Here is a 15,404-nt window from a genome sequence, read left to right on the forward strand (position 1 = left end):
GCAACCAGGAGGCTGCATATGAGTACCGATCGAATCGAGAAGCGCGTCGTGTTGCGTGCGCCGCTGGACCGGGTATGGCGGGCCATCACCGACTCACAGGAATTCGGGCGCTGGTTCCGCGTCCGCTTCGACCAGCCGTTTGTCGCGGGAACGTCGATCACCGGGGTCATCACCCCAACCGTCGTCGACGACGAGATCGGCAAGCGTCAGGAGGCGCACAGCGGGGTGAAAAGCACCTGGCACATCGTGGCCGTTGAACCGCAGCGGCGGTTTGCCTACCGCTGGCATCCGTTCGCCATCGACCCCGACGTCGACTACGACCTGGAGCCGACCACGTTGGTCGAGTTCATGTTGTCGGAGACACCGGACGGGGTACTGCTCACCATCGTCGAATCCGGATTCGACGCCATCCCTGAGGCACGCCGCACCGCCTCCTATGAGGCCAACGCCGAAGGCTGGGCGATGCAAACCGATCTCGTCCGCAGGTACCTGGAAGAAATGCGGGTGTGAGCGCCATCGGTGCGCAGGTCTTCGACGCGCTCGGGGACCCGAATCGACTACGAATCATCGTCCGCTTGTGCGAGGTCGGACCGTGCTCGACTTCGCAAGTCACCCAGGCGATTCCGGCCACTCGGCAGGCGGCCAGCAAGCACCTGCAGCTACTCGAGGCTGCGGGATTGGTCACCAGCAGGCGACGCGGTCGCGAACGTGTTTGGACGGTACAAACCGAACCGCTGGCCCGGGCGAGCGACTACCTCACCCAGTTGTCGCGTCGGTGGGACGCCGCGGTGGATCGGCTGCGGGCGTACGTCGAGGACTGACGTGTCAGCTCGCTTCGATAGCCTGCCAAGGTGAGCTCACCCGACATGCTGCGCCCAGAAGTGCTGCGGCAGTGGCAGGAGTTAGCCGAAGAGGTCCGCGAACACCAATTCCGTTACTACGTGCGCGACGCGCCCATTATCAGCGACGCGGAGTTCGACAAGCTACTGCGCAAGCTGGAAGCGCTCGAGAAAAAGCATCCTGAGCTACGCACGCCCGATTCACCCACCCAGCTGGTCGGCGGGGCCGGCTTCGCAACCGACTTCGAGTCGGTCGAGCACCTCGAACGGATGCTCAGCCTCGACAACGCATTCAGCGCCGAGGAACTTGGCGCCTGGGCCACCCGCATCCACGCCGAGGTCGGTGATGCCGCGCACTACCTGTGTGAGCTCAAGATCGACGGCGTCGCACTGTCATTGGTCTATCGCGGCGGGCGCTTGACCCGGGCGGCGACTCGAGGCGACGGCCGCACCGGCGAGGACGTCACGCTGAACGCTCGCACCATCGATAACATCCCCGAGCGCCTCACCGCCAGCGACGACTACCCGGTGCCCGAAGTTCTCGAGGTCCGCGGCGAGGTCTTCTTTCAGCTCGAAGACTTCCAGGCGCTCAACGCGAGTCTCGTCGAGGCGGGGAAGGCGCCGTTCGCCAACCCACGCAACAGCGCGGCGGGATCGCTACGCCAGAAAGACCCGGCGGTCACAGCCCGGCGCAAGCTGCGGATGATCTGTCACGGGCTCGGCCACACCGAAGGCTTTCGCCCGGTCACCCAGCATGACGCATACCTGGCGCTAAAGGACTGGGGGCTCCCGGTTTCCGAGCACACGAAAGTCGTCAACGACATGGCCGGTGTGCAGGAGCGCATCGAGTACTGGGGCGAGCATCGCCACGAAGTGGCCCACGAAATCGACGGTGTCGTCGTCAAAATCGACGAGGTGGTACTGCAGCGCCGGTTGGGTTCCACCTCGCGGGCCCCCCGCTGGGCCATCGCCTACAAGTACCCGCCCGAGGAAGCGCAGACCAAGCTGCTCGACATCCGGGTGAACGTCGGGCGCACCGGGCGGGTCACGCCGTTCGCGTTCATGACACCGGTGAAGGTTGCGGGATCGACGGTGGCACAAGCCACCTTGCACAACGCCTCGGAGGTCAAGCGCAAGGGCGTGCTGATCGGTGACACGGTGGTTATCCGCAAGGCCGGCGACGTGATTCCCGAGGTGCTGGGACCTGTGGTCGACCTGCGCGACGGGTCCGAACGCGAATTCGTCATGCCCACAACGTGTCCCGAATGCGGAACCACCCTGGCGTTCGAGAAGGAGGGTGACGCCGACATTCGCTGCCCCAACGCGCGGCGCTGCCCGGCGCAGCTGCGCGAGCGGGTATTTCACGTCGCCAGCCGCGCGGCATTCGACATCGAAGCACTGGGTTATGAGGCCGGCGTGGCGCTACTGCAAGCGCAGGTGATCACCAGCGAGGGAGACCTGTTCGCACTTACCGAGGATGACCTGTTGCGCACCGAGCTGTTTCGGACCAAGGCTGGTGCGCTGTCCGCCAACGGTAAACGGCTGTTGGCCAACCTCGACAAGGCAAAGGCCGCCCCGTTGTGGCGGGTGCTGGTGGCGCTGTCGATCCGCCACGTCGGGCCGACGGCTGCGCGCGCGCTGGCCACCGAGTTCGGCTCCCTCGAAGCGATCGTTGATGCGTCCACCGAGCAGCTGGCGGCGGTCGAGGGTGTGGGCGCGACCATCGCCGCGGCGGTCACCGAATGGTTCACCGTCGACTGGCACCGCGAGATCGTCGACAAGTGGCGGGCGGCCGGGGTGCGTATGGCCGACGAGCGCGACGAGAGTGTGCCGCGCACGCTGGCCGGGTTGACCGTGGTGGTCACCGGCTCGCTGACCGGCTTCTCGCGCGACGACGCCAAGGAGGCGATCGTGGCGCGCGGCGGCAAGGCCGCGGGTTCGGTGTCGAAGAAAACCTCCTTCGTCGTCGCCGGGGACTCGCCGGGATCCAAGTACGACAAGGCCGTTGAGCTCGGCGTGCCCATTCTCGACGAGGACGGGTTCCGGAAACTCTTGGCGGAAGGACCCCCTGACACCGACGCGGCAGAAGTGCCATAGTGGTTGATGCCGTTCTATCAATGTCTGGTCCCAGCGGGATCGCTCAGCGCCGATACCCGCGCACAACTGGCGAAAGCCATCACCGAAATCCATTGCGACGTAACGGGTGCACCGCGCGGATTCGTCAACGTCATGTTCGCCGAGTACGACCCCACCTGCTACTTCACCGCCGGTAGACTCAACACCTGTTCGGTGATCAACGGCAACATTCGCGCCGGCAGAGATCGCGAGACGCGGGCGCGACTGCTCACCGAGCTGTCGGAGGCGTGGGTGGCGATCACCGGGCAGGATGCCCGCTCCCTGTTGATCGGCTTGAACGACGTAGACCCCACCTCGATCATGGAGGCCGGGCTGATCATGCCCGCCCCCGGCGAAGAGGCGCAATGGCTGGAACAAAACCAGGAAGTGCTTGGCGAGCTCCTCGCCAGCCAATAGCGATTACCGGGGTGGTTCTATCGTGGGCATCATGACCCAGGCTGCCGACCGGTCCGCGGACCTATCGCCGTGGTCGCCCCGCGAGGCCGAGTTGCTCGCGGTGACTTTGCAGCTGCTGCAGGAGCACGGCTACGACCGCTTGACGGTTGATGCCGTGGCCAACACCGCGCGTGCCAGCAAGGCCACCGTGTATCGACGTTGGCCGTCGAAAGCCGAATTGGTGTTGGCCGCATTCATCGAAGGCGTCCGTCAAGTCGCGGTTCCCCCGAATACCGGCACGCTGCGCGGTGATTTGCTCAAACTTGGCGAGATCTGCTGCCAGCAAGCACACCAACAGGCCAGCACCATGCGTGCGGTGCTTTTCGAGGTATCTCGCCACCCCGCGCTCAACGAGGCCATGCAGCATCAATTCATCGATCAGCGCGAAGCCTTGATCAAGAACGTGCTTCAAGATGCCGTCGACCGCGGAGAGATCGTCGAAGCCGCCATTACCGACGATCTGTGGGATCTGTTGCCCGGGTACCTCATTTTCCGGGCCATCGTCTCGGGTCGTCCGCCCACCTGTCGCACCGTGCAAGCGCTCGTCGACGACTTCATCATCCCCGGGCTCACCCGATCCACCGGGCGTTGAGCCGTCAAAGTGTACGCTCACGTCTCTTGTGCAGTACGGTTCAGTACCGTACTGTCATAGGCGTCGATCATGCTCGAAGCGTCGCCGTCCGAGACGTAGGCGTATCACCCGATCATCGAAAGGGCTACGGGTGAAGGGGATTTCGATTACGGCGCTCGTTAAACGAGGGTGGATGGCGGTGGTCGCGGTGGTCGTCGTGGCGATCGCGGGATTTGCGATCTACCGCCTGCACGGAATCTTCGGCTCTCACAACAACGTGTCGGCCAACAGTGGCATCTCCAACGAGATCATTCCGTTCAACCCCAAGCACGTGGTTCTCGAGGTCTTTGGCGCACCGGGCGCCGTCGCAACCATCAACTACTTGGATGTCAACGCGCAGCCGCAGCAAGTCCGGGACGCGCCCCTGCCCTGGTCGTTCACCATCACCACGACCGAGCCCGCGGTGGTCGGCAACGTTGTAGCACAGGGCAACGGCGACACCATCGGCTGCCGCATCACCGTCAACGGTGAAGTCAAAGACGAACGCACCGTCAACACACCGACCGCCTACACCTTCTGCCTGGACAAATCCGGATGACCGACTCACAACCCACGCGGCCTCGCATACCGCACACCATCCGCCGGCTCTCGGTGCCGATCCTGTTGTTCTGGATTGCGTTGGCCGCCGTCACCAACTCCGTGGTGCCCCAACTGGAGGAGATCGGCAAGACCCACAACGTCGCGTTGATCATGTCCGATGCACCCTCGCTGCAGGCGACCAAACGCATCGGCCAGGTGTTTCACGAGTTTGACACCGACAGCTCGGCCATGGTCGTCCTGGAAGGTGACAACCCCCTCGGCGCGGACGCGCACCGTTACTACGACGGGTTGGTCCGCCAGCTCGAACGGGACCGCAAGCATGTCCAGCACGTTCAGGACTTTTGGGGCGACACCCTGACCGCGGCGGGATCACAGAGCGCCGACGGCAAGGCGGCGTACGTGCAGCTGAATCTCGCGGGTAATCAAGGGTCGGCGTTGGCCAACGAGTCCGTCGGAGCTGTCCGCGACATTATCGAGCACACGCAACCGCCACCGGGTGTCAAGGTCTACGTCACCGGCGCCGCCCCGCTCATCTCGGATCAGTTTGACGTGGGCAGCAAGGGGACCGCAAAGGTCACCGCGATAACCGTCGGGGTGATCGCAGTGATGCTGTTCTTCGTTTACCGCTCCTTCCTCACCACGCTTCTGGTGCTCGCCACGGTCCTCATCGAGATGGCCGCCGCCCGGGGACTCGTCGCGGTTCTTGGGCACGCCGGGATCATCGGGCTGTCGACGTACTCGACGAATCTGCTCACGTTGCTGGTGATTGCCGCCGGAACGGACTATGCGATATTCCTCGTCGGCCGCTACCAGGAAGCCCGTGGTGCCGGCGAGGATCGAGAAACCGCTTACCACACCATGTTTCGTGGAACGGCCCACATCGTCTTGGGTTCGGGCCTGACCGTCGCCGGTGCCGTATTTTGTCTGAGCTTTACCCGGCTGCCCTATTTCCAAAGCCTGGGAGTTCCTGCCGCACTGGGCATTCTCGTTGCGCTTGCCGCCGCGCTCACCTTGGCCCCTGCCGTCATAACGCTCGGCGCTCTGGTGGGCATCTTCGAACCCAAACGCATGATGAGAACACGCGAATGGCGCCGGATCGGCACGGCCATTGTCCGCTGGCCCGGACCCGTTCTGGCGGTGGCCCTTGCGTTGGCATTCGTGGGTCTGCTCGCCCTGCCGGGATACCAGACGAGTTATGACACGCGTCCCTACATGCCGGCCAGCGCCCCGGCCAATGTCGGATATGCGGCCGCCGAGCGGCACTTTTCCCGGGCCCGATTGGAGCCCGAATTAATGATGATCGAGACGGATCACGACATGCGGAACCCAGCCGACATGCTCATCCTGGACAAGGTCGCCAAGGCGGTGTTCCACGTACCCGGTATCGCCCAGGTGCAGTCGATTACCAGGCCGTTGGGAACTCCACTCGACCACAGTTCGCTCGCGTTTCAAATCAGCGCGCAAAGCGCCAACCAGATCGAAAATCTTGGGTACCAACGAGATCGCGCCAACGACGTGCTGCGGCAGGCCGCGGAGCTGTCGAAAACGATCGACATTCTCAAACAGCAATACGCCCTGCAGCAGGAGCTGGCGACCACCACCCACAGCGAGGCCGAAAGCTTCCACGACACGATCGCCACCATTAATGACCTGCGAGACAAGATCGCGAATTTCGACGACTTCTTCCGGCCGATTCGCAGCTACTTCTATTGGGAAAAGCATTGCTACGACATCCCGGTCTGCTTTGCGATCAGGTCGGTGCTAGACGCGCTCGACGGGATCGATCAGCTCGCGGAAAAATTTGAAGACCTCACGGCTACCTTGGACAGACTCGATGCGCTGCAGCCCAAACTTGTGGAGTTGATCCCGCCCCAGATCGCCAGCCAGCAGACCAATCACGAGTTGACCATGGCGAACTACGCCACACTTTCGGGCATCTATGCCCAGACGGCGGCGGCGATCGAAAACGCGACGGCGCTCGGTCGCGCTTTCGACGTGGCGAAAAACGACGACACCTTCTACCTGCCGCCCGAGGTTTTCACCAACCCCGATTTCAAACGCGGCCTGAAATTGTTCCTCTCGCCCGACGGCAAGGCCGCGCGCATGATCGTCACCCATGACGGTGATCCCGCGACGCCCGAGGGCATCTCGCATATCGAGCCGATCAGAAAGGCGGCGCACGAAGCCGTCAAGGGCACCCCGATGGCCGGCGCCCAGGTCTATCTGGGTGGCACCGCGGCCACCTACAAGGACATCCAGGACGGCGCCAAATATGACCTGATGATCGCCGGAATCGCCGCACTCGCTCTGATTCTGCTGATCATGATGATGATCACCCGAAGTTTGGTGGCCGCGCTGGTCATCGTGGGCACGGTGGCCCTTTCGCTCGGCGCCTCGTTTGGGCTCTCTCTATTGGTCTGGCAATACATTTTCGGCATCCAGCTGTACTGGGTCGTTCTTGCGCTTGCCGTGATCCTGCTGCTGGCCGTCGGATCCGATTACAACCTGTTGTTGATATCCCGGTTCAAAGAGGAAATCGGTGCCGGACTCAAGACCGGCATTATCCGTGCGATGGCCGGTTCCGGCTCGGTCGTCACGTCCGCCGGCCTGGTTTTTGCCGTCACGATGTGTGCGTTCGTGTTCAGCGGCTTTCAGGTTCTCGGTCAGATAGGCACCACTATCGGCCTCGGGCTGTTGTTCGACACGCTGATCGTGCGGTCCTTTATGACGCCGTCAATCGCGACGGTGCTCGGTCGCTGGTTCTGGTGGCCCCAGCGCGTACGTCCACGTCCGGCCAGCACAATGCTCCGCCCGTACGGGCCGCGTCCGGCCGTTCGCCAGCTACTGCTGTGGGAAGACGACGACCCGGCGGTCACCGACGCTGCCCGCGGTAGCTAGCGCAGCATCGTCGCCACGATGCCGGCCAGATAGCCCAACCGGGCCACCTCCGAAGGCCGGAATTCCGGGCCTGGACGGCCCAGGACCACCGCGGTGTGGGGATCGCCCAGCGGCGCCGCGACCATGGTGGTGTCCATATCGCGCCAGGCCTGCGGCACCCACTCGGCGCCCCCGTCCAGCGGCGCGGCCCGCTCAATGGGCAGCCACGGCGCGGAATCCGCCCGGGTCTCCGGCGCGCCCGGGCTGCCCGCGAGGCGCAGCAGCTCTGCGTCGGAGCTGCGCAACACCGTGCACCAGCTCACCCGCAGCACCCTGGGCGCCTCGTCGACCAGAACCTGCAGCCTGGACGCATTGTCGTGGGCGGCTGCGACATGGTCGAGGAGCTCCAGCTCGCGGTGTGCTTCCAGGAGACCCGAATGGGGGCGGACGCTGTCCACGCGGACGCCGGTCAGTGACTCGGCGGCGGTAATCAGCGTGTCGGGCATCGCTCCCGGGGGCAATTCGACCACCAGATCGTCGATGGCATATCCCGAGCTGCGCTCGACGACGTCCAGCGACAGAATGTCGGCCCCCACCGACCCGAGTGCGACCGCCAGCGACCCCAGGCTGCCCGGTCGGTCGAGTAGCTCGATGCGCAACAGATACGACGGCACGGCCAACACTGTTGCACAGGCATGTATCCGTGGCATTTCGGCCGGGCCGGGCGGGCGAACGTGAAGCCAGCCCCACGCTCGCGAACGGTTAGGCTTTTCGCTCGTGTCACAAATCTCTCGCGACGAGGTTGCTCACCTAGCCCGACTCGCTCGGCTGGCGTTGACCGATGCCGAGCTGAACAGCTTCGCCGGCCAGCTCGACGCCATCCTGACCCACGTCAGCCAGATCCAGGCGGTCGACGTCACCGGCATCGAAGCCACCGACAACCCACTCAAGGACGTCAACGTCACGCGCCCGGACCAGACCGCGCCGTGCCTGACGCAGCAGCAGGCGCTCGACCAGGCGCCGGTAGCCGTCGACGGCCGCTTCGCCGTCCCGCAGATCCTGGGCGAAGTCGAGTGACGGACATGATCAGATCGGACGCCGCCACGCTGGCCGCCAAGATCGCCACCAAGGAGCTGTCCTCCACAGAGCTCACCCAGGCCTGCCTGGACCAGATCCAGGCGACCGATGACCGGTATCACGCCTTCCTGCATGTGGCGGTCGACGAGGCATTGAGCGCCGCGGCCGCCGTCGACAGGGCATTGGGCGCAGGGGAGCGGCTGCCGTCACCGCTGGCCGGGGTGCCGCTGGCGCTCAAGGACGTGTTCACCACCGTCGACATGCCCACCACCTGTGGGTCCAAGATCCTTGAGGGCTGGCGGTCGCCGTATGACGCCACGCTGACCGCGCGGCTGCGTGAGGCCGGGATCCCGATCCTGGGCAAGACCAACATGGACGAATTCGCGATGGGCTCGTCGACGGAAAACTCCGCCTACGGCCCAACCCGCAACCCGTGGAATGTCGACCGGGTGCCCGGTGGCTCCGGTGGTGGCAGTGCGGCGGCGCTGGCTGCGTTCCAGGCGCCGCTGGCCATCGGCTCCGACACCGGCGGCTCCATCCGGCAGCCGGCCGCGTTGACCGCGACCGTCGGCGTCAAACCCACCTATGGAACGGTTTCGCGCTACGGGCTGGTGGCGTGTGCGTCGTCGCTGGACCAGGGCGGTCCCTGCGCGCGTACCGTGCTGGACACCGCGCTGCTGCATCAGGTGATCGCCGGCCACGATCCCCGCGACTCGACGTCTATCAACGCCGAGATCCCCGACGTCGTGGGCGCCGCGAAGGCTGGCGCGGCCGGTGACCTGAGCGGTGTGCGGATCGGCGTGGTGAAACAACTGCGCGGTGAGGGCTACCAGCCCGGCGTGCACGAGTCCTTCGAGGCCGCGGTTGAGCAACTGACCGCACTGGGCGCGGAGGTGAGCGAAGTCGACTGCCCGCACTTCGAATACGCGCTGGCCGCTTACTACCTGATCTTGCCGTCGGAGGTGTCGAGCAACCTGGCGCGCTTCGACGCCATGCGCTATGGGCTGCGGGTCGGCGACGACGGCACCCGCAGCGCCGAGGAAGTGATGGCGCTGACCCGGGCCGCGGGCTTCGGTCCAGAGGTCAAGCGACGCATTATGATCGGCGCCTACGCATTGTCGGCCGGCTACTACGACGCCTACTACAACCAGGCGCAGAAGGTGCGCACGCTGATCGCCCGCGATCTCGACGAGGCCTACCGGTCCGTGGATGTGTTGGTGTCGCCGGCGACTCCGACCACCGCGTTCGGCCTGGGCGAAAAGGTCGACGATCCGCTGGCCATGTATCTGTTCGACCTGTGCACCTTGCCGCTCAACCTCGCTGGCCACTGCGGTATGTCGGTGCCGTCAGGGTTGTCTCCGGACGACGGACTGCCAGTGGGCTTGCAGATCATGGCACCCGCATTGGCCGACGACCGGCTATATCGGGTCGGCGCCGCTTACGAGGCCGCCCGCGGCCCGTTGCCCTCGGCTATCTAGGGCGAGCAGACGCAAAAGCACCCAAAACGAGCCGTTTTGGGGTGCTTTTGCGTCTGCTCGCGCCACCTAAGCCGGCCGCGAGGCAAGATGAAGGCATGCGGATCGGAGTTCTCACGGGGGGCGGAGACTGTCCCGGCCTCAATGCCGTCATCCGGGCGGTGGTGCGCACCTGCGACGCTCGCTACGGCTCGTCGGTGGTCGGATTCCAGGACGGGTGGCGCGGGTTGCTGGAGAACCGGCGCATGCAGCTGCGCAACGACGACCGCAACGACCGGCTGCTGGCCAAGGGCGGAACGATGCTGGGCACCGCGCGCGTGCACCCCGACAAGCTGCGCGCCGGGCTGGACCAGATCAAGCAGACCCTCGACGACAACGGCATCGACGTACTCATTCCGATCGGCGGTGAAGGCACCCTGACCGCCGCGCACTGGCTATCGGAGGAGAACGTTCCCGTGGTCGGTGTCCCGAAGACCATCGACAACGACATCGACTGCACCGACGTGACTTTCGGCCACGACACCGCGTTGACGGTGGCCACCGAGGCCATAGACCGGTTGCACAGCACCGCCGAATCCCACCAGCGGGTGATGCTGGTGGAGGTGATGGGCAGGCACGCCGGCTGGATCGCATTGAACGCCGGGCTGGCGTCCGGCGCTCACATGACGCTGATCCCCGAACAGCCCTTCGACGTCGAAGAGGTGTGCCGGCTGGTCAAACGGCGTTTCCAGCGTGGCGACTCCCACTTCATCTGCGTGGTGGCCGAAGGGGCGAAGCCCATCGCGGGGTCGATGCAGTTGCGCGAGGGCGGAATTGACGAGTTCGGCCATGAGCGATTCACCGGCGTAGCCGCCCAGCTGGGCGCCGAGGTGGAGAAACGCATCAACAAGGACGTCCGGGTGACCGTGCTGGGCCACGTCCAGCGCGGCGGCACTCCGACGGCCTACGACCGGGTGCTGGCCACGCGGTTCGGGGTCAACGCCGCCGACGCGGCGCATGCCGGTGAGTACGGCCAGATGGTGTCGTTGCGCGGGCAGGACATTGGTCGGGTGCCGCTGGCGGATGCGGTGCGTCGGCTCAAGCTGGTGCCGGAAAGCCGGTACGACGACGCGGCCGCCTTCTTCGGATAACGCACGCTGGAGCCTACGAGCCCACCAGTGCTGCGATGTGTCGAGGTTGCGCCGGAGTCGGGACCGGCAATGGCCTGGTGCGTACGTGCTGCGGCCACCAGAACCAGCGACCCAACAGCGCCGCGATCGACGGTGTCATGAACGAACGCACGACCAGCGTGTCGAACAGCAGGCCCATCCCGATGGTGCTGCCCACCTGGGCGAGGATGAGCAGCGCGCTGGCGCCCATGGAGATCATCGTGAACGCGAATACCAGGCCTGCCGAGGTGACGACGGCGCCGGTGCCCGCCATGGATCGGATGATGCCGGTTTTGATGCCGGCGTGGATTTCCTCCTTGAACCGCGATACCAGCAGCAGGTTGTAATCGGATCCCACCGCCAACAGGATGATCACCGACATCGCAAGGATCATCCAGTGCAGATCGAAGCCCAGGATGTACTGCCAGATGAGCACCGACAGCCCGAACGACGTGCCGAGGGAGAGCACCACCGTCCCGACGATGACCGCCGCGGCGATCACGGCGCGGGTCAAGATCAGCATCACGATGAAGATCAGGACTAGGGCTCCCACGCCGGCGATCAGCAGGTCGTAGGTGGATCCCTCTTTCATGTCTTTGGCGGTGGCCGCGGTGCCGGCGATATAGATGCGTGCGTTCTCCACCGGCGTGCCCTTGATGGCCTCGAAGGCCGCGTTGCGGATCGAGTTGACGTGGGCAATGCCTTCGGGGGTGGCCGGGTCTCCGAGGTGAGAAATGATGAACCGCACCGCTTTTCCGTCCGGCGAGATGAACATGTCCATGCCCCGTTTGAAGTCGGGATTGTCGAACACCTCCGGAGGCAGGTAGAACGAGTCGTCGTTCTTGGAGGTATCGAAGGCCTGACCCATCGCGTTGCCCTTGCCCTGCATCGCGGCGCCCTGGTCCTGAATTCCGGCCATCGTGCTGTGCATCGACAGCATCATGTTGTGCATCGATTTCATCATCGAGACCATCGGGGTCAGCAGTTTCAGCATCTGCGGCATAATCGCGTCGAGTTTGTCCATCTGCGCTACCAGTTCTCCGATGGAGTCGCTGATCGTGTCGATGCCATCTAAGGTGTCGAACACCGAACGCAGTGCCCAGCACACCGGGATGTCGAAACAGTGCTTCTCCCAATAGAAATAGCTGCGGATGGGCCGGAAGAAATCATCGAAATCTGATATGCGGTCCCGCAGGTCGTTGACCTCGGCCACCATGGATTTCGTCTGCTCAACGAGGTTATGGGTAATGCCGGTGAGCTCCTTCATGATCCCGATCATGGTTTCCATCGTGGTGACCATGGTCTCCATCTGGTCGGCCATGACCAGCATGCTGTCCATTTGGCGCTGCATGTAATCCCGCGTCAACTCCTGCCCGACGGCCTGCATGCCCATCTGATAGGGAATCGACGTGTGGTCGATCGGGGTGCCCAACGGCCGGGTGATGCCCTGCACCCGCGCGATGCCCGGAGTGTGAAAAACGTTGCGGGCAATGCGTTCGATGATCAGCATGTTCGCCGAGTTGCGCAGATCCTGGTCGGCTTGCACCATCAGGACTTCCGGATTCATCCGGGCCTGGGAGAAATGCCGGTCGGCGGCGTCGAATCCCTCCATCGCGCTCATGTTTTTCGGCATGAACTTCCGGTCGTTGAAACTGGTCTTGTAGCCGGGGAGCGCGATCAGCCCGACCAGTGCAAGGGCACACGCCGCGGCCAGGATCGGCCCCGGCCAACGGACCACTGCCGTCCCCACTCGTCGCCAACCACGGGTGCGCGCAGCACGTTTCGGCTCGAAGAGTCTGAACCGGCTGCCGACCACCAACATTGCCGGTGCCATGGTCAGCGACGCCAGCACCGCCACCATGATGCCGATCGCGAGCGGAACACCCAGCGTCTGGAAATAGGGCAGCCGGGTGAAGTGCAGGCAGTACGTCGCACCCGCGATCGTTAGGCCCGAACCCAGGATTACGGGCGCGGTACCGCGATACATGGTGTAGAAGGCGGTTTCGCGATCCTCACCGGCGTTGCGGGCCTCGTGGTAGCGGCCCAACACGAAGATCGCGTAGTCGGTGCCCGCCGCGATGCCCAACATGGTCAGGAGGTTCACCGAGAACGTCGACAACCCGATGAGGTCGTAGTGCCCAAGCGCGGCCACAACACCGCGGGCCGCCGCGATTTCCAGGAACACCATCACCAGGACCAGCACCACCGTGGTAACCGAGCGATACACGATGAACAGGCTGACCAAAATGACCACCACCGTGATCGCGGTGACCAGCCGCAGGCTGGTATCCCCGATGTGGTGCTGATCGGCGATGAGCGCGGCCCCGCCGGTGACATAGACGTGGAGGCCGGCCGGTAGCGGTGTGCTGTCGACGATTTGGCGGACCGCGGCGATCGACTCGTTGGCCAGCGATTCACCTTGGTTGCCAGCGAGGTTGAGCTGGACATACGTGGCTTTGCCGTCGCTGCTTTGGGCTCCGGCGGCGGTCAGCGGGTCTCCCCAGAAATCCTGAACGTGCTGGACGTGGGCTTTCTCGGCCTTGAGCTTTTTGACCAGATCGGCGTAGTAGCGGTGCGCTTCATCGCCAAGCGGCTGGTCGCCCTCGAGCACAATCATCGCCGAGGCGTCGGAGTCGGACTCCTTGAAGACACGTCCGATGTGCTTCATGGCTTGCATCGACGGAGCATCCGCCGGACTTAGTGACACCGAGTGCTCCTGGCCCACATCCTCCAGGGACGGCACGGCGACGTTGAGCAGCACGGCCAGCGCCACCCAACCTAACAGGAGGGGCACCGCGAACGCGTGGATGAACCGGGGAATGCTCATGCCGACTTCACCTGGCAGAAGGTGAAAGCGTCGACGCCGTGAGTGGACTTCTCGTCTTTGACCTTGCCGTCAACGGTGATCCGGCAGCCGATCGTGTGGGTGTTTCCCTGGGCCAGCAGGATCGGACTGGTCGCCGGGGCCGTCGTTGTCAGCGTGAGCGTCCATGGCAGCGGGACCTGTTTGAGGCTTCGTGGATTGGCCGACAGGTCAAGGTAATTGATGGTGGCGAGGGTGCCCGGTGGTCCGAAGACTTCGTAGGTCACCTGCTTCGGGTCAAATGGCACCGCGTCTTTCGCGATCCCGGAGCCTTCGCGGGTGATCTCGTTGTTTGACCCAAAAACCCCGTGCATTCGGTGAATCACGAAACCCCCTAGCGCGAGCACCACCAAGACCAACAGCGGGAGCCAATACCGCCGCACCCTCTGCATCATGAGAGCCCTTGACGATTGGCGGTCAGATGCGCCGTGACCATGTCGGCCATTTCGCGGGCCCACTGTTGCCACGTCAGGCCGTCCGGCAACCAGGGTGATATCGCGGCGCGGTGGGTGCCGGCCGCAAGCACGGTGCGAAACGCAATGTTGAGCGCGACCACGGGATCCGGGTGGCGGATCTGCTCCTGATGAGCCGTCGCAGCATCGACGAACCGCTGCTGCAATCCGGTGACAGCGCGCAGCCCTTGCTCCGGCGGATCAGCGCTGCGTGCACTGGCCAGCAGGGCGGGAATGAGCCGGCCGTTTTGATTCAGGGTCTCGGCCAGCGCCGTGGCAAAGGCGTCGATGACACCACCCAGTGACGGCTCGGCCGTGTCAAATGCCGCGGCGACGGCCTCTTCGAGTCGCTCGGCGAGCGCCTGTTTTACCGCCTCGATCAACTGCTCCTTGCTCGCGAATCGTCGGTAGACGCCACCAACGGATACCCCGGCGTGGTTGGCGACGCGGGCGATCGTGAGCTCGTCGAGCCCGTCATTGATCAAGACGTGTTCGGCGGAGGCGAGTAACCGTTGCAGCGCTGCGCGGCTGCGTGCCTGCTGGGGCGGATGGAATCCGGATGGAGCCGACCGGTCAGTGACTGGCGGTGCCGACATGGCTGGGGGTCACAAGGCCGGATCCTTTTGCGAATGCATCACGAAAAGTGTTTTGGTGCACCGCCACCACCTCTTAACAAGAATGCGAATTACTGTTCGCATATTACGAGCCGGGTCGTTCATGCTCAATACCCTTACTGGGTTGTGCCCGATCTGTACGGCTTACAACAAATCGGCCACAGCGGTCGAACCTTAGGGTTTCCAATGAGGAAACACGACGAGGTTTCCGAGAAGACAAACCGGGTAACGCACGATGCATGAATAACCGCGGTCGATATCGCGGTGAAGCACCGCAGCGCCTTCCGGCGCCGGAGCCCCAGGGCCCACCAACACCG

The 15,404-nt window shown here is 64.2% G+C and carries 14 protein-coding genes; 10 read left to right on the top strand and 4 right to left on the bottom strand.

The features are described from left to right. Positions 1–18 precede the first annotated feature (18 nt). The 7 genes from AADZ78_RS08010 (at position 19) to AADZ78_RS08040 (ending at position 7,479) form a co-directional block, all read left to right on the top strand. Positions 19–510, top strand: a complete 492-nt coding sequence (locus tag AADZ78_RS08010; protein ID WP_085250873.1) for an SRPBCC family protein — start codon at positions 19–21, stop codon at positions 508–510. Next, entirely contained in the window at positions 507–821 is a 315-nt protein-coding gene (locus AADZ78_RS08015) for an ArsR/SmtB family transcription factor (protein WP_204807975.1), read from the top strand. The genes AADZ78_RS08010 and AADZ78_RS08015 overlap by 4 nt, the downstream gene beginning before the upstream one ends. 45 nt (positions 822–866) lie before the next feature. Next, positions 867–2,936: an NAD-dependent DNA ligase LigA gene (gene ligA / locus AADZ78_RS08020; RefSeq protein ID WP_085250871.1), complete on the top strand. Its 2,070-nt coding sequence runs from the start codon at positions 867–869 to the stop codon at positions 2,934–2,936. Positions 2,937–2,942: 6 nt separating this feature from the next. Continuing rightward, positions 2,943–3,371, top strand: a complete 429-nt coding sequence (locus AADZ78_RS08025; protein ID WP_085250870.1) for a tautomerase family protein — start codon at positions 2,943–2,945, stop codon at positions 3,369–3,371. Positions 3,372–3,390: 19 nt separating this feature from the next. Beyond that, on the top strand, positions 3,391–4,002 hold the full coding sequence (locus tag AADZ78_RS08030; RefSeq protein ID WP_139828747.1) for a TetR/AcrR family transcriptional regulator: 612 nt from the start codon (positions 3,391–3,393) through the stop codon (positions 4,000–4,002). A gap of 172 nt (positions 4,003–4,174) precedes the next feature. Continuing rightward, positions 4,175–4,579, top strand: coding sequence for an MmpS family transport accessory protein (locus AADZ78_RS08035; protein WP_085250869.1), 405 nt, complete (start codon positions 4,175–4,177; stop codon positions 4,577–4,579). Next, positions 4,576–7,479 (top strand): RND family transporter, encoded by a 2,904-nt coding sequence (locus tag AADZ78_RS08040; protein WP_085250868.1) that lies wholly within the window; start codon positions 4,576–4,578, stop codon positions 7,477–7,479. Before AADZ78_RS08035 ends, AADZ78_RS08040 begins: the two co-directional genes overlap by 4 nt. Here AADZ78_RS08040 and AADZ78_RS08045 read toward each other — a convergent pair. Next, a complete protein-coding gene (locus tag AADZ78_RS08045) occupies positions 7,476–8,132 on the bottom strand; it encodes an amino acid-binding protein (RefSeq protein WP_139828743.1) in 657 nt (218 codons plus the stop codon). The genes AADZ78_RS08040 and AADZ78_RS08045 overlap by 4 nt on opposite strands. A 103-nt stretch (positions 8,133–8,235) precedes the next feature. Between AADZ78_RS08045 and gatC the strand changes: the two genes are divergently transcribed. The 3 genes from gatC (at position 8,236) to AADZ78_RS08060 (ending at position 11,140) form a co-directional block, all read left to right on the top strand. Then, complete coding sequence (gene gatC / locus AADZ78_RS08050) at positions 8,236–8,535, top strand: Asp-tRNA(Asn)/Glu-tRNA(Gln) amidotransferase subunit GatC (protein WP_085250866.1); 300 nt, start codon at positions 8,236–8,238, stop codon at positions 8,533–8,535. Then, the gene (gene gatA / locus AADZ78_RS08055; protein WP_085250865.1) at positions 8,532–10,013 is read left to right on the top strand and encodes an Asp-tRNA(Asn)/Glu-tRNA(Gln) amidotransferase subunit GatA; all 1,482 of its coding nucleotides are present in this window, start codon (positions 8,532–8,534) and stop codon (positions 10,011–10,013) included. Before gatC ends, gatA begins: the two co-directional genes overlap by 4 nt. A 95-nt stretch (positions 10,014–10,108) precedes the next feature. Next, positions 10,109–11,140: an ATP-dependent 6-phosphofructokinase gene (locus tag AADZ78_RS08060; protein WP_085250864.1), complete on the top strand. Its 1,032-nt coding sequence runs from the start codon at positions 10,109–10,111 to the stop codon at positions 11,138–11,140. A 13-nt stretch (positions 11,141–11,153) separates the two neighbouring features. Here AADZ78_RS08060 and AADZ78_RS08065 read toward each other — a convergent pair whose 3' ends face one another. From AADZ78_RS08065 to AADZ78_RS08075, 3 genes are read right to left on the bottom strand one after another with little or no spacing between them, the layout of a single operon-like run. Then, positions 11,154–13,985 carry an RND family transporter gene (locus AADZ78_RS08065; RefSeq protein WP_085250863.1) on the bottom strand — a complete coding sequence of 944 codons (2,832 nt, stop codon included), beginning with the start codon at positions 13,983–13,985 and terminating at the stop codon, positions 11,154–11,156. After that, a complete protein-coding gene (locus AADZ78_RS08070; RefSeq protein ID WP_085250862.1) occupies positions 13,982–14,416 on the bottom strand; it encodes an MmpS family transport accessory protein in 435 nt (144 codons plus the stop codon). Before AADZ78_RS08070 ends, AADZ78_RS08065 begins: the two co-directional genes overlap by 4 nt. Next, complete coding sequence (locus tag AADZ78_RS08075; protein ID WP_085250861.1) at positions 14,413–15,069, bottom strand: TetR/AcrR family transcriptional regulator; 657 nt, start codon at positions 15,067–15,069, stop codon at positions 14,413–14,415. Before AADZ78_RS08075 ends, AADZ78_RS08070 begins: the two co-directional genes overlap by 4 nt. Between the last annotated feature and the right edge of the window lie 335 nt (positions 15,070–15,404).

Source organism: Mycobacterium riyadhense (assembly GCF_963853645.1).
In the GTDB taxonomy this organism is placed as follows: domain Bacteria; phylum Actinomycetota; class Actinomycetes; order Mycobacteriales; family Mycobacteriaceae; genus Mycobacterium; species Mycobacterium riyadhense.

Coding starts and splice junctions, on each gene's coding strand:
- AADZ78_RS08010 (WP_085250873.1), top strand. CDS start 19: ATGAGTACCGATCGAATCGAGAAGCGCGTCGTGTTGCGTGCGCCGCTG.
- ligA (WP_085250871.1), top strand. CDS start 867: ATGCTGCGCCCAGAAGTGCTGCGGCAGTGGCAGGAGTTAGCCGAAGAG.
- AADZ78_RS08025 (WP_085250870.1), top strand. CDS start 2,943: ATGCCGTTCTATCAATGTCTGGTCCCAGCGGGATCGCTCAGCGCCGAT.
- AADZ78_RS08035 (WP_085250869.1), top strand. CDS start 4,175: ATGGCGGTGGTCGCGGTGGTCGTCGTGGCGATCGCGGGATTTGCGATC.
- AADZ78_RS08040 (WP_085250868.1), top strand. CDS start 4,576: ATGACCGACTCACAACCCACGCGGCCTCGCATACCGCACACCATCCGC.
- AADZ78_RS08060 (WP_085250864.1), top strand. CDS start 10,109: ATGCGGATCGGAGTTCTCACGGGGGGCGGAGACTGTCCCGGCCTCAAT.
- AADZ78_RS08065 (WP_085250863.1), bottom strand. CDS start 13,985: ATGAGCATTCCCCGGTTCATCCACGCGTTCGCGGTGCCCCTCCTGTTA.
- AADZ78_RS08070 (WP_085250862.1), bottom strand. CDS start 14,416: ATGATGCAGAGGGTGCGGCGGTATTGGCTCCCGCTGTTGGTCTTGGTG.
- AADZ78_RS08075 (WP_085250861.1), bottom strand. CDS start 15,069: ATGTCGGCACCGCCAGTCACTGACCGGTCGGCTCCATCCGGATTCCAT.